This is a genomic window from Priestia sp. YIM B13489, assembly GCF_042787645.1.
GTDB classification, from domain to species: Bacteria; Bacillota; Bacilli; order Bacillales; family Bacillaceae_H; genus Priestia; species Priestia megaterium.
Window position 1 is genome coordinate 3,774,302 of the sequence record NZ_JBHZOQ010000053.1, and the last position, 14,896, is coordinate 3,789,197.

Consider the following 14,896-nt stretch of genomic DNA (forward strand, 5'->3'; position numbering starts at 1 on the left):
GCGCCTTCCTTCCATCAGAAAACAAATTTGGTACCTTTAGCTTGTTCATAAGACCTCATTTTCATTAATGCTTCTCTCGCATTAAAAAGAGATTGAGACATAACGAAATCACGCCAATCTAAAGATGGACGAATGGAGTAAATAATCGAGCATGAATCACTTCTTGCACCTCAGTTGATTTCCATGCAAGACTTCTCTTTCCGCGGGAGTCTTCGCGTTGCCCTCCAATCAACTGCTAGAAACAACTAAAATAAAAAGATCCGAACGATTCATCATTCGGATCTTCTTTCAACTAACATACTGTTGTCCTAACTTTTTTCTTCGTTTTTACTCTTTAATTAATCCTTTTTTCACTAAGAATTGATGAGCAACTTCTTCAGCTGTTTTTCCTTTCGCATTTACTTGATAGTTCATTTCACGCATTTCGTCATCACTGATTTTACCGCCCAGTTGATTTAAGATTTTTTTCAGTTCAGGGTGCTCTTTTAGCGTATCTTCACGAAGCACAGGCGCTCCTTGATACGGAGGGAAGAACTGCTGATCGTCTTTTAAGACTTTTAAACCAAACTGTTTGATTTCAGGGTCCGTTGCGTAAGCATCAAGCATGTTAATATCGCCTTTTTCTACAGCGCGATAGCGAAGCTTCGGCTCCATCGTTTTAATATTCGGGAAGGTAAGACCATATTCTTTTTGAACGCCTACATAGCCGTCTTCACGATCTTTAAACTCAAGCGTAAACCCTGCTTTTACTTTATCTGTTGCATTTGCCAAATCTGAAATAGTTGTTAGATTATTTTCTTTGGCAAATTCCTTTGTTACGGTTAATGTGTACGTATTATTAAACTTCATTGGATCTAAATAGACAAGGCCGAATTTCTTTTGAAATCCTTCTTTTGCCTGCTTGTACACCTCTGTTTCATCTTTGCTGTCCGGCTGTTCCTTTAGATGCGTCACAATGGCTGTACCCGTATATTCAGGGTACAAATCAATTTCCTTGTTACGCAGAGCCTCAAATACAAATACCGTTTTCCCAAGCGACGAACGAAGATTTACTTTCATATCGGTTTGATCTTCAATTAATTCTTTGTACATATTAATTAAAATGTCTTGTTCTGCACCAATTTTCCCTCCGATAACAAGGTCTGGTTTTGTTGCGCTCATCGCTGCAAACGGAGAAACAAGAATAAGTATTAATACGATGATCATAATAAACGAGCGTTTTTTGGACCCTTTTTTAGCTGAGTGTTCAATCGTTCGCAGAATTCCATCAAAAATAAGCGCTAATAATGCTGCTGGAATGGCTCCTAATAAAATCAAACTATTATCGCTTCGGTCAATACCAAGCAAAATTAAGCTTCCGAGTCCGCCCGCTCCGATAAGAGCCACGATTGTCGCTGTGCCAATAATGAGTACCATCGCTGTGCGAATTCCGGCCATAATGACAGGAAGTGCTAGAGGAAGTTCTACTTTAATTAATCGTCTCCACGAGTTCATCCCCATGGCTTTGGATGCTTCAATTAAAGATGGGTCCACTTCTTTAATTCCGGTATATGTATTTCGTACAATAGGAAGAAGCGAATATAAAAACAGTGCAATAACCGCGGGAAAGGTTCCAATTCCGACAAGAGGAATCAGTAATCCTAATAAAGCGAGTGAAGGAATGGTTTGCAGTACGGCTGTTACGCCAATGATTGGTTCAGCAATACGGTCATGCCTCGTTAAGTACAGTCCGAGCGGCACTGAAATTAATACGGCGATAACAAGAGCCAGTACTGAAATTTGAATGTGTTCAAGAAGAGCTTGAAACAGTGCATCTCCTCGTTGATCTAATAATGTGCTTAGTGCATTCATTACAGCGTTCCTCCTTCTTTCGTTTTATCAGAAAGAAACGCTAATAGAGTTTTGCGCGTTACAACGCCAATACGTTTGCTCCCTTTTTTCACGGCTATTGCTTCATGGTCGTAAAGGGCGTCCATTGCCTGCTGAACAGTGGCGGTTGAAGCTAACTCTTCAGTAGGTTCTACGTCTGGCTGTTCACTTTCTTTGACAAACATATCCAATGTCTCAAATAAAGCATTGCCTTGATTTCCAATAAATGTTTTTACAAATTCATTTTTAGGCTTTTGGATGAATTCCTCCGGGGTTCCAACTTGAACAATTTCTCCATCTTTCATCAGGCAGATACGATCTCCAAGCGTCATCGCTTCGCTCATATCGTGCGTAACAAACACAAATGTTTTTTTGATTTTTTCTTTTAAGCTAATAACATCTTGCTGAAGCTGTTCGCGGCTTAACGGATCGAGGGCACTAAAGGGTTCGTCCATTAAAATAACGGGGGGATCAGCTGCGAGGGCACGTGCTACACCTACACGTTGCTGCTGGCCACCTGAGAGCTCAGACGGCTTTCGGTTTCGATACTGCTTTGGGTCTAGTCCTACCAAGGTAAGCAGTTCATCAATGCGCGTTTTGATTTTGTTTTTCTTCCAATGCTTCATCTCGGGTACAATGGCTATATTTTCAGCGATGGTCATATGAGGAAAAAGAGCAATCTGCTGCAGAACATAACCAATGTTCCAGCGTAGCTCATGGATGTTGTGGTCCGATACGAGCTTATCTTTTATGTATAGTTCTCCTTCGGTAATATCATGAAGACGGTTAATCATTTTTAAGGTGGTTGTTTTCCCACACCCACTCGGACCAATTAAAACGAAAAACTCTCCTTCTTTAATTTCTAGATTAATATTTTTCACGGCGGTCGTACCGTCTGGATATTGCTTTGACACATTCTTAAACGTAATCAAATTATCGTTCACACTCCCTGTTGAAATTTAACCCCTAGTTCCGTGTACCCAATATTTAGAGGCAATAAACATTCTTTTAAGAATATTTCTAAATATGATTCATAAGACACAGGGGAAAAGATACGCATATTTTCTCACAATCTCCTAATAAGGCTATCAAACTGTTAAAGTTTTCACAAGGAGGGAAAGAATAATTCGGAGAATAATTTTAAAGCCGACACAAATAAAAAAAAACCTTCTTTCAACAAGAAAGAAGGTTTTTTAGTATGCTAGCGACAGGGATCGAACCTGCGACCTCTTGCTTACCATGCAAGTGCTCTACCTACTGAGCTACACCAGCGTCTTGGAAAATTATATCACGTTTAAATTTATTTAGGAAGCGCTTTTTTAAATTTTTTTATTGGTATATTCTCTAATTTACGTCTTCTGAAATTCGCACTTTCTACAAAGTTCCATATTTCATGTTAGAACTCCTTACATAAATTGTGTGAATTTTCTTTTTTTATATTACCCTTAGTAAAAGAGCTTACAAAAGAAGGGAAGAAAATAGATGGAACAACAACCAACCATGACCAAACCAAAAACGGCAACTCCCTACCCAAGAGACTGCACGTTCAGCCTGGAAGATTGGACGACGCTCGCTAAGTATTGGTACCCCGTCGCACGCTGCAGTGATGTAACAGAGAAACCAACGTCCGTAAAACTGCTAGATGTAAATCTAGTTCTATACCGTACCACACACAAAGTAGTGGCGGCTCGTGATTTATGCGTTCACCGAGGCACCCCTCTTAGCATGGGCTGGGTGGAAGATGATGAAATTGTCTGTCCTTACCACGGCTTCCGCTATGCAACGGACGGTGCATGCACGTCGATTCCAGCTCACCCTGATGCCAATATTTCTCCCCGCTTGTGTATGGCCGTCTATCCAGTTATTGAACGATTTGGATTAGTATGGACTTCCCTGACAGGAGAACAAGATAACCTGCCTTACTTCGATGCGTGGGAGGACCCTGATTTTCAGCAAATTGTTTGTCCGAGCTTTGATATCATGGGTTCGGCCGGTCGTCAAATGGAAGGCTTTTTAGACGTAGCTCATTTTGCTTGGGTTCACACAGACACATTTGGTGATCGAAACAACGCCTTTGTGCCTAAATATAAAGTAAGCGATACAGAGTATGGGCTTCATGTAGAATATACGAGCACCGTGAGCAATTATTCCAAAGAACAGCAGCATTTAAATCCACCTGATTTTAAATGGCTTCGCGTCTTTGATGTTTATCCGCCGTTTACAGCTACGCTAAAAGTATACTTCCCAGAAGGCGCAGAACTGTGGATTATGAATGCAGTCTCTCCTATTTCAGCCCGCGAAACACGTTTATTCGCACCAATCGCTCGAAACTTTGACAAAGATTCTCCCGTTGAAGGTGTGTATGACTTTAACCTTCGCGTCTTTGACGAAGACCGTGAAATGGTTGAAAACCAAAAGCCTGAAGACTTGCCTTTAGACCTGCAGATGGAAGCGCATATTATGGCTGATCAAACGTCCATCGGCTACCGGAAATTATTAAAGAAAATGGGCTTAAGCTTTAGATATACAAGCTAAAGAAATCCCCGCTGTTTCAGCGGGGATTTCTTTTTTATTTAGCAAACTGCTCGCGTCCTGCTTTTTCCTTTATCACTTCATCTTCACTTGCCGGCGTGGCGCGTTTCATAAACAATGAAAGAATTAAAGCAACCACCACTAGTACTACTGAGACGGCAAACGCATCGTTAATTCCTTGTACCATTGCCTGCATCCCAATTTGTTCTTTCATTTGAGCTGCCCCGGCTGCCGTTGCATTCGCTGCTCCTGCTCCGCTCATTGCATCTTGAGCAAGCTCTTTTGCATGCGTAGCTGTACGATTTGACATCACCGTTACTAAAAGAGCCGAACCAATAGCTCCCGATACTTGTTGAAGCGTGTTATTCATCGCAGTACCATGCGGATTAAAGCGCTGCGGCAGCTGATTTAATCCGTTTGTCATAACCGGCATCATCACCATAGACATTCCGAACATGCGAAGCGTGTAAAGCGTAATGAGCGTTGTATATGTCGTATCAAGCTCTAAGTTACTGAAGAAATACGTCGTAACGGCTGTAATCGTTAGACCCGTTACAGCCAGTGCACGCGCTCCGAATTTATCAAATAATTTTCCGGTAATCGGAGACATCACACCCATGAGTAGCGCACCCGGAAGCATTAGTAATCCTGAGTGAAGCGGAGAAATGCCTCGTACCGTTTGAACATAAATTGGCATTAGCAGCATGGCTGAGAATAATGCCATTGTAATCACCATTGAAATCGTTGATGATAAAGCAAACATTGGATATTTAAAAATGCGGAATTCAAGCATAGGTGTTTTAAGCTTGAACTGACGCGTAATAAATAAAATCAGCGCAACGGCTCCTACGATAATGGTGCCGTATACTTCCACAGAATCCCAGCCTTTATCCCCTGCTGAGCTAAATCCGTATAGAAGTCCCCCAAATCCAATTGTAGATAACACAAGCGATAGGAAATCCAGATTGATTTCCACTTTTTCTTTTTTGTCTTTTAATAGGAAGAAAGCGCCTATTAATACAATTGCCGCGATTGGCGTAACAAGGTGGAACAGCATTCTCCACTCATAGTGTTCAATTAGCCATCCTGATAAGGTAGGGCCAATTGCCGGAGCAAAAATCATAACTAAACCGAAAATCCCCATCGCAGCTCCGCGTTTTTCTAATGGGAAACTTGTGAGCAATACGTTCATTAAAAGCGGCATCATAATGGCTGCGCCTGATGCTTGAATAATACGAGCGGTTAACAAGACCGAAAATACGGGCGAAGCACCCGCAAGTATTGTTCCCGCTGTAAATAAAGTCATAGCCGTTAAAAATAAGCCTCTGACAGAATAGCGCTGAATTAAAAAAGCGGTAGTTGGAATCATAATACCATTCACTAACATATAACCAGTAGAAAGCCACTGGACAGTTGACGTTGTCACATCTAAGTCTTTCATAATAGACGGAAGCGCCACATTTAATAACGTTTCATTCAACAATGAAATAAAAGCGCCAATTAACAAAATAGCAATTATGCCATAAGAGGGCTTTTCCATTTGATTTATCGATTGACTCATTATTGTACCTCCTTATACTTCAAGTTCATTTTTTTAGACACATGTTCTACATAGAGTATATTATACTGTGAGTTCAATTTATGCAAGTGAAAAATCTTGCGTTCATGTTCTTTATTTTACCGACTTTTTCAGTCCTATAATCCTTTTATATCAATACATTGTCGTGATATCGTCTATTTTTTTGAAAAGAACATTTGTGTAAACGCTTTAAATCATGTATCATAAAGTTGGACCATGAGTCTAATTTTATATTTAGGTGATAATAATGAATAACCGAAAACAGCAAGTTGTAAAAAATGCACACCATCTCTTCGTTGAAAAAGGATTTCAAGCTACATCTATTCAAGACATCATTGATTATAGCGGCATTTCAAAAGGAACATTCTACAACTATTTTTCTTCAAAAAATGAATTATTAATCGCTGTTTTTACCTGGCTTCATACAACAATTGAACAAGAGCGAAATCAGCTGCTGGTTGGTAAAAGCCTGACCGATGTAGATGTATTTGTTAAACAGATTGATGCACAGATGAAAAACCATCATAAACATAAATTTTTCACATTACTTGAAGAAGTATTTGTTTCCAATGATCCTGATTTAAAAGCATACATAAAAAAAACCCAGTTTGTTGAAGTAAACTGGGTTTACAAGCGGTTCATTGATTTATTTGGACAAGAAAAGAAACCGTACCTGCTAGATTGTGCAATTATGTTTCTTGGCATGCTTCATCGCAACTTTCACTATAATTTTATGGTTAACGGCACAAATACTGACCCCCATGAGATCATAAGCTACAGTGTCAAGCGCCTGCTTCCTCTTGTAGACGAAGTAGCAAATTCAGGAGACATTTTGCTCGATCCGCAAACGATTAAAGAATGGCTTCCATCTTGCCCAAATACTAAAAATCAAATAGAACAGGACATTTCTGCAGCACTTATCGATTTAAAAAAACAGGTTCACAAACAATTTACTGATGAATTCGAACGTCAAAAATGCACAGAGCTTATTAGTTTTATTGAAGAAGAGCTGTTTAAACAGTCCAATCCCCGGAAGTTTGTTGTAGATAGTGCCCTTCAATCGTTAAAGCAGCTGTCTGTTAACAACGGTAAAACGACCCTAGAGGAACTGCAAACGATGATTGATCAGTATGTGAGTGAACGTCATTAAAAAGAGAGTAAAACATAACTAAATCCATAAAATTCACAGACGAATAAATAGATGAAATCTACATTTACCCTGCCAATGAAAAAATCCGAATGCGTTTGATTCTCCCTCAAGAATCAAACGCATTCGGATTTTCCTTCAACTAAATAACTTTTGTCCCGACCTCTTTATTCACAAAGTGGAAATTGAAGTGAAAAACACGTTTCTTTTCCTTTTGTGCTAGACACACTCACTTTTCCCTTCATATAATGAATAATGCTGAAAGATACCATCGTTCCAAGCCCCGTACCTTTTTCTTTTGTTGTAAAATACGGTTCGCCTAACCGGTTGATTTGTTCTTGCGTCATACCGCAGCCTGTATCGATAATATCCACAATAACAGCTTCGCCTTCTTTTGTTACTTTAACGGTTAACGTGCCTCCATTTTGCATGGCTTCAATACTATTTTTAAATAAATTGATTAGGCACTGCTGAAGCTTTCTTCTTTCTCCCATTACGCAGAACTTCACTTCTTCATCAAATGTAAAATCAATAGCGACTCCATTCATATTGGCAAGAGGCGTCATAATATGGGTGACATGATGAATCTCTTCTGAAATATTCATTTTTTCATTTCGTTCCGGAGCAGAATTGGCAAACAGCAAGTAATCATCAATGATTTCTTTTGCACGATCTAGTTCATTAATCGCAATGGAAATGTAGCGTTTTTTAGCAGGTTCTTTTTCATCTTCTTGCAGCATTTGCATAAATCCTCTGCTTGCCGTTAGAGGATTTCGCACCTCATGAGAGATGCTGGCAGCTAAATGACTGACAATTTCTAGTTTCTCTGCTTTCATCAGGCGCTGCAGCACTAGTAAATTTGCCCGTATCGCTTCCCACAGTATGGTAATTACAAACATGCCTGCTACATCTAAAATCGCGAATTGAACCCACACGCTAATAGGAATGCTTGTTACGTGCAAGACAAAAATAGATACAAGCATAGCTAATAAAGAACCGATCAGACTAAGACAGGTGCTCACGATAATTCTATTTTTTAATGAGAAATGCAAAAAGTATTTTGTTATGAAAAATAAAGGAATGGATAAAATCGGAAGAGAAATTAGTGTTGATAAAAAGCCTACATCGTACCCGCCAATTAGCAAGCGCAGCAGTAAAATAAAGACAAAAAGCAAGCTTCCTAGCGGCCAGCCTCCATATAACGTTCCTAAAATATAAGGAATTCTTCGTAGATCCATCCGATAGTCATCCGGGACATAAGCTCCGTTAACCGGAAACAAAAGGCAAAAGGTAATAGCTAAAATCGGAAATACTGCGATATAACGATCTTTCCACCAATGAATTTTTTTAGCATACTTGATTAAATAAAACATCTGCACTAAAAACAGCGCCAATAAAATAAATAAAAAATTAATTAACAAATCTTTCGTGACAAAACTCATGCATTCACCGGTCTTTCAAATGAGATAAAAATAAACTCTTTTATTGCATTTACATTTGTAACACAAATTAGAGCGTAATCATAGATAAATAAACGTATTCTATTTACTTTTTTATAACTTCCTATGACTTTATCGTCCGTTCCCTAAAATAGTGAAGGCTAAGAAAACCTTTTCAACTTCACTAAAAATATTCAGAATTTTATTTACATATGAGTTACAATGCTCTATAATCAGATCAATGTACTTGGTTTTGAGAGTAGGAGGACGAAATATGGAACTATCAATTACCTTAATGGGATTATTCGTTGGAACCCTTGTAGGCTTAACTGGGGTTGGAGGTGCCGCTTTATTAACACCTTTACTGATTGTACTCGGCATTAACCCTTCCATTGCCGTAGGAACAGATCTTGTCTACAATTCTATCACAAAATTATTCGGAGTCGCTCAGCACTACAAACAGCGAACCATTAACTTTAAATTAGCAAAATATTTAGCCTTCGGAAGTATTCCGAGCGCTGTGCTGGCTATTGTCACACTTCATGCATTTCCATCTTTTCACGAGCATCAAGAAACGATTATTAAGCACGCTCTTGGATATGTCATGACGCTGGTTGCCATTTCAATTATCTTTCGCGTCTTTTTTGATAAATTAATTCGTCCCAACCGATTTCAGGAAATGGACTTAAATCAGAAAAAAGGATTAACAATCGGAATTGGCGTAGTCTTTGGATTCATTGTCGGACTAACATCAATTGGCTCAGGCTCATTATTTGCGATTGCGATGCTGTACTTATTTAAGCTAAAAACATCTGAGCTGGTTGGAACTGATATTGCACATGCGTTTCTTCTCGTTACGGTGGCTGGTATTTTAAATGCAAGCTTTGGAAGCGTGGATTACATGTTGACTGCTAACCTATTAATTGGATCTATTCCAGGTGTGTTAATCGGAAGCCGTTTATCAACGAAAGTGCCTTCAAGACCGCTTCAAGCCATTATGGCAACCATCATTCTAATTAGCGGAATTAAATTAATTTAACAAATAAAAGCACATGCCATTGCATGTGCTTTTATTAGTTTTTTTAAAGATCTACATTAAAAATAATAATGTTTTAAACCACTTCCCTTCCCTTCTTATACACTTCAACTAATATTTTTATTGAATTTTAGTCAAAGAGACCAATGACACCTCAAACAACCTTACGTTAAAATGTAAAAAAACATAACATCTGTTGTGATATCCAAAAAATTGTACGACGAAGGGAGAACACATGACACAAACAGCAGCAAAAAGTAAGCAAAAACCTTTTTATAAAGGTCTTTTCTTTCAAATTATGATGGCAATTGTACTTGGCATAGCCGTAGGATATCTATGGCCAAGCTTTGGAAATGCTGTGAAACCGATTGGAGACGGTTTTATTAAGCTTATCAAAATGCTGATTGCTCCTCTTATTTTTGGAGTAGTCGTTGTTGGAATTGCCAAGGTTGGAAACATTAAAACAGTTGGGCGTATCGGCGGAAAAACCATTCTTTACTTCGAAATTGTCACAACATTCGCTCTATTAATCGGTCTATTAGTAGCAAACGTAATGAACCCCGGCACCGGTATGAATGTTGATCCTTCAAGCTTAAGCACAAGCGAAGTGGACGCGAAGACAAACGGCTCCGAACTTCCGAGTGAAGGTGATTTTTTTCTTAATATGATTCCAGACAGTGCAGTTGGTGCTTTTTCAAGCAACTCCATGCTTCAAGTGCTTTTAATTTCTTGTTTGTTTGGCATCGCGCTTGTTCATATAGGTGGAAAAACAGCAGAGACCCTTTTAAATGTATTGGAAAAAGTAAATGATGTGTTGTTTAAAATTATGGGATACATTATGAAATTAACGGCTCTTGCCACCTTTAGTGCCATGGCATTCGCAGTTAGTCAGTACGGTCTTGGAACACTTGCTGCATTCGGAAAGCTATTTATCGCTATGACAATTGCCTGTCTAGCATTTGTTCTTGTTTTAGCTGTTATTTTACGAATCTATTTAAAATTAAGTTTGTGGAAAGTCATTCTATATATACGAGAAGAAATTATGCTGGCATTTGCTACGGGTTCCACTGAAGCTGTTATGCCGCAGCTCATGGATAAATTCGAACAAGCAGGATGCAACAAAGCAGTCGTGGGCCTGGTTGTGCCTACGGGCTATTCGTTTAATCTAGACGGTGCTTCCATTTACTTGTCTCTTGCCCTCGTCTTTTTAGCGCAAGCAACAGGCGTGGATTTGAGTCTCACTGATCAGCTTTTAATGCTTGGTGTTCTTCTTCTTACGTCTAAAGGAATGGCTGGTATTCCAGGATCAGCTTTTGTTGCTCTCTCTGCTACCGCAGCAGCAACCGGATCCATTCCAGTAGCAGCCGTTGCTCTGATGCTCGCTCCTGATCGCTTTATGGGTAATTACCGGACCACAGTTAATATTATTGGTTATGCGGTAGCTGCTTTTATTATCGCACGATGGGAAAATTTATTAGATTTACAAAAAGCAAATGATGTGCTGGACGGAAAAATTGCATATCAGCCCAAAAATGCTGAAATTTCTCTCCCAGACAGTATTCCAGCTGTCAATGAAAAAGCATTTTAACAAAAAAAGTTCCTGGCCGAGACAAGTCTATTTTGCTTGTTTTTCGGGCAGGAATTTAATTGTTACATGAAAGGCCTTTTGCTGAAACTTATTTTCTTCGAGTATTTTATATACGATTTGTTTAATCGTTTCTTGTGTTTTGGCATCAGCTGAAACGGAAGGCTCCATATACACATCCATTTCTACTCTGTCTTTTGAGTAAAGGGAAGAATTCACGCCCTTTGATTCATAGCCCGCTTCAGTTAAACCGCTGCTGATTTTATGCCAAATATCCAGTTTGTCCATTTGTTTAATAACAGGCTTTGCTTCTTCGTACACTTGTGCTTGCTGAGTCTTGAAAACTTCTTCTTTTTTAGTAAAAACTGCATACCCTGAACCTACTACTAAAAACGTCATAATAGCAAATGCTCGCATCCTTTTCATTCTCTCACCTCATTTAGAGATATAGATTATAAATATGCGAATAATTGCTGCAGTATGACGGCTTGTATCTCTACTTCTTTTCCACTATACTCAGCAGTCGTTTAGAACCAGCTTCTGCTTCTTCTATCATACTGTCAAAAAGCTCTTGCACCGTTGGGATACTATCAATCAGTCCAACGACTTGGCCTGCCCATCCATAGCCTTCATCGATTTTATTTTCATAAATATACCGGCAGTTTGCCCCTCCGCTAATGACGTCTTTTAACTCTTCGTACCTCTCTCCTTGCTGCTCACGCTCGATAATGTCAAGAGTGTAGTGGGACTTCAATACGCGTCCAGGTGCTCCGAACGAACGTTTAATAACCACAGTATCGGTTTCTTTTGCTTCTACAATAGCTTGTTTATACGCATCGTGGGCATCTACACATTCTTTTGTCGCGATAAAACGTGTTCCCATTTCAATTCCTTCAGCGCCTAATGATAACGCCGCCAATAATCCTTGGCCGTTTCCAATCCCTCCGCTGGCCAGGACCGGAATTGACACAGCCGCAGCTACTCGAGGAATTAGTACCATTGTCCCGAGATCCTCACGTCCGATATGTCCTCCTGCTTCTTGCCCCACTGCCATGACAGCATCTGCTCCTAACTTCTCAGCTTTTTGAGCTTGACGCACGTTGGCTACCAGCACGAGCGTTTTAATTCCTGTTCCTTTTAATCTCTCAAAAATAGGTGCGGGATTTGCTCCTGTTATGGAAACAACCGGCACACCTTCTTCTACTGCTACGTCGAGAAGTTCTTTATAAGAACCTTCTGTTTGACCTCCAACAGCAAAATTAACGCCAAAAGGACGCTCAGTTAAAGAACGTACTTTCTTAATTTCAGCTCGAAGTTTCTCAGGTGTTCGGAGCGTCATAGCTGTAATTTGTCCAAGCCCTCCTGCATTTGAGACAGCAGCAGCAAGTTCTGCGTACGCTAAATAAGCCAGACCTCCTTGTACAATTGGATATTGAATTCCTAATAAATCTGTTACCCGTGTTTTCATCTATGTATCCCCTCTCCTTTTATTTTCTTATTTATGAATACTTATTCATAATCATAACAAGAAAATAACGGATTTCCTACGAAAAAATTCCAACATTTCTGTTTGCTTCAACTTTTGATAGGGTACACATTTTGTAATGATTATTAACTGAAGATCAAGGAGGAAGACAGGTATGACAAAAAAGCACTCTGTAAATGAAAAAAGCAAGCAAGAACAGCTCGAGCAGTTTAAAACAGATGATCGAAACCAAGCGCTCACAACCAATCAAGGGTTAAAGCTTTCCGAAGATGAATTTTCTTTAAAAGCAGGTGAACGTGGTCCAACTCTTATGGAAGACTTTCATTTCCGTGAAAAAATGACGCATTTTGACCACGAGCGCATTCCTGAACGCATCGTTCATGCACGAGGATTCGCTGCTCACGGAGAATTTGAACTGTATGACTCTCTCAGTGAATATACAAAAGCTAAATTTTTACAGAATCCATCTGTAAAAACACCTGTATTTGTCCGTTTTTCTACTGTAGCAGGTTCTAAAGGTTCAGCTGAAACGGTGCGCGACGCCCGTGGTTTTGCAACAAAATTTTATACAGAAGAAGGAAACTATGACTTAGTTGGAAATAACATTCCCGTGTTCTTTATCCAAGATGCGATTAAATTTCCGGATTTAATTCACGCTGTTAAGCCTGAGCCTCACAACGAAATGCCGCAGGCGGCTTCAGCACACGATACGTTTTGGGATTTTGTCGCCAATAACCAAGAGTCTGCTCACATGGTCATGTGGTCAATGTCAGACCGTGCAATTCCACGCAGTTTGCGTATGATGGAAGGCTTCGGCGTACATACTTTTCGCTTAGTTAATGCAGAAGGAAAAGCTCATTTTGTCAAATTTCACTGGAAGCCTGTGCTCGGAACGCATTCCCTTGTTTGGGACGAGGCTCAAACAATTTCTGGGAAAGACCCGGATTTTCATCGCCGCGATTTATGGGAATCGATTGAAAACGGAGACTATCCTGAATATGAGCTAGGTATTCAAATTATAGATGAGGAAGATGAATTTAAATTCGACTTTGACATTCTCGATCCAACTAAGCTTTGGCCTGAAGAAGACATTCCCGTCAAATTGGTTGGAAAAATGACCTTAAATCGAAATGTAGACAACGTATTTGCCGAAACGGAACAAGTCGCATTCCATCCGGGACATGTGGTACCGGGAATTGATTTTTCCAATGATCCTCTCTTACAAGGAAGATTGTTTTCATACACGGATACCCAGCTTATTCGTCTTGGCGGTCCGAATTTTCACGAACTTCCAATCAACCGTCCAGTATGCCCGTTTCATAACAATCAACGAGACGGTTACGGACGTCAAACGATTAACAAAGGGCCTGTCAGCTATCACAGAAACTCTCTTGCAGCCAATACCCCGGCTCCTGTACCAGAGTCAGAGGGCGGTTATGCTCACTATCAAGAAAAAGTGGAAGGAAGAAAAGTTCGAAGCCGAAGCGAAAGTTTTAAAGACCACTTTTCACAGGCAACGCTATTTTGGAATAGCATGAGCGACACTGAAAAAGAGCATATTATCAGTGCTTTCAGCTTTGAGCTTGGAAAAGTGAAAAGCAAGTCTGTTCAGCAGCAGGTCGTTGATATGTTTGCCAACGTCAGTACAGTGCTAGCTAGACAAGTAGCACAAGCGATTGGTGCAACGCCTCCATCAGGAGAAGACGCGCCAATGACCAAGTCATCTCCGGCTCTTAGTCAGGAACAGACGATTAAAAAGCCGAATACGCGTAAAGTAGCTGTCATTGCAGCTAATGACTTTAGCAGTGACCTACCACAGGTGTTAAACAATTTAAAACAACAGGGCATTCAGCCTGAAATTGTAAGCACAACCCTCAAAAACGTAAAAGGAACAGACGGGTCAGAACTTGAAGTACAGCACACGTTCTTAACAAGTGATTCTGTTTTATTCGATGCGGTTTATGTTGTCGGAAGCGCGTCGGCTGATGAGAAGTTTCGTAAAGAAGCACTGACATTTGCTCAAGAAGCATTCGAGCATTTTAAACCAATTGGCGCGACGGATGAAGGTGTTAAGTGGCTAAAAGCTGCTGGTTTAGATAGCAGTCCCGGTGTCGTAACTGGAGAAACTACACGCTTTACAGATGAATTTATTGAAGCTATTTCAGCTCACCGCCACTGGAATCGTCACGTTATATAACTTACAAAAAAGATAGGGACCTCCCC

The 14,896-nt window shown here is 40.0% G+C and carries 11 protein-coding genes and 1 tRNA gene; 5 read left to right on the forward strand and 7 right to left on the reverse strand.

The features are described from left to right. Positions 1-327 precede the first annotated feature (327 nt). The 3 genes from ACFX4W_RS25325 to ACFX4W_RS25335 form a co-directional block, all read right to left on the reverse strand. On the reverse strand, positions 328-1,851 hold the full coding sequence (locus ACFX4W_RS25325; protein WP_043978380.1) for an ABC transporter permease/substrate-binding protein: 1,524 nt from the start codon (positions 1,849-1,851) through the stop codon (positions 328-330). Continuing rightward, a complete protein-coding gene (locus ACFX4W_RS25330) occupies positions 1,851-2,801 on the reverse strand; it encodes an ABC transporter ATP-binding protein (RefSeq protein ID WP_014458647.1) in 951 nt (316 codons plus the stop codon). The genes ACFX4W_RS25325 and ACFX4W_RS25330 overlap by 1 nt, the downstream gene beginning before the upstream one ends. A gap of 267 nt (positions 2,802-3,068) precedes the next feature. Continuing rightward, positions 3,069-3,141: transfer RNA gene (locus ACFX4W_RS25335), tRNA-Thr, on the reverse strand. A 210-nt stretch (positions 3,142-3,351) separates the two neighbouring features. Between ACFX4W_RS25335 and ACFX4W_RS25340 the strand changes: the two genes are divergently transcribed. After that, the gene (locus tag ACFX4W_RS25340; protein ID WP_043978378.1) at positions 3,352-4,404 is read left to right on the forward strand and encodes an aromatic ring-hydroxylating oxygenase subunit alpha; all 1,053 of its coding nucleotides are present in this window, start codon (positions 3,352-3,354) and stop codon (positions 4,402-4,404) included. Positions 4,405-4,438: 34 nt separating this feature from the next. On the opposite strand, the gene ACFX4W_RS25345 is transcribed toward ACFX4W_RS25340, so the two are convergent. Then, complete coding sequence (locus ACFX4W_RS25345) at positions 4,439-5,962, reverse strand: DHA2 family efflux MFS transporter permease subunit (protein WP_043978376.1); 1,524 nt, start codon at positions 5,960-5,962, stop codon at positions 4,439-4,441. Between the two features lie 265 nt (positions 5,963-6,227). Here ACFX4W_RS25345 and ACFX4W_RS25350 point away from each other — a divergent pair, with 265 nt between their 5' ends. Then, positions 6,228-7,130, forward strand: a complete 903-nt coding sequence (locus ACFX4W_RS25350) for a TetR/AcrR family transcriptional regulator (protein ID WP_043978374.1) — start codon at positions 6,228-6,230, stop codon at positions 7,128-7,130. Between the two features lie 164 nt (positions 7,131-7,294). Here the strand turns inward: ACFX4W_RS25350 and ACFX4W_RS25355 are convergent, their stop codons facing one another. Further along, positions 7,295-8,569 carry an ATP-binding protein gene (locus tag ACFX4W_RS25355; protein WP_043978372.1) on the reverse strand — a complete coding sequence of 425 codons (1,275 nt, stop codon included), beginning with the start codon at positions 8,567-8,569 and terminating at the stop codon, positions 7,295-7,297. A gap of 271 nt (positions 8,570-8,840) precedes the next feature. Between ACFX4W_RS25355 and ACFX4W_RS25360 the strand changes: the two genes are divergently transcribed. Together ACFX4W_RS25360 and ACFX4W_RS25365 are read left to right on the forward strand one after the other, a co-directional pair. Continuing rightward, positions 8,841-9,605, forward strand: a complete 765-nt coding sequence (locus ACFX4W_RS25360; protein WP_043978369.1) for a sulfite exporter TauE/SafE family protein — start codon at positions 8,841-8,843, stop codon at positions 9,603-9,605. 232 nt (positions 9,606-9,837) lie between these two features. Continuing rightward, on the forward strand, positions 9,838-11,190 hold the full coding sequence (locus ACFX4W_RS25365; protein ID WP_043978367.1) for a cation:dicarboxylate symporter family transporter: 1,353 nt from the start codon (positions 9,838-9,840) through the stop codon (positions 11,188-11,190). A 27-nt stretch (positions 11,191-11,217) separates the two neighbouring features. Here the strand turns inward: ACFX4W_RS25365 and ACFX4W_RS25370 are convergent, their stop codons facing one another. Beyond that, the gene (locus ACFX4W_RS25370; RefSeq protein ID WP_043978365.1) at positions 11,218-11,613 is read right to left on the reverse strand and encodes a hypothetical protein; all 396 of its coding nucleotides are present in this window, start codon (positions 11,611-11,613) and stop codon (positions 11,218-11,220) included. A 70-nt stretch (positions 11,614-11,683) separates the two neighbouring features. Continuing rightward, positions 11,684-12,655 carry an NAD(P)H-dependent flavin oxidoreductase gene (locus ACFX4W_RS25375; RefSeq protein WP_043978362.1) on the reverse strand — a complete coding sequence of 324 codons (972 nt, stop codon included), beginning with the start codon at positions 12,653-12,655 and terminating at the stop codon, positions 11,684-11,686. 172 nt (positions 12,656-12,827) lie between these two features. Between ACFX4W_RS25375 and ACFX4W_RS25380 the strand changes: the two genes are divergently transcribed. Continuing rightward, complete coding sequence (locus tag ACFX4W_RS25380) at positions 12,828-14,870, forward strand: catalase (protein ID WP_043978360.1); 2,043 nt, start codon at positions 12,828-12,830, stop codon at positions 14,868-14,870. The last annotated feature ends 26 nt before the right edge of the window (positions 14,871-14,896 follow it).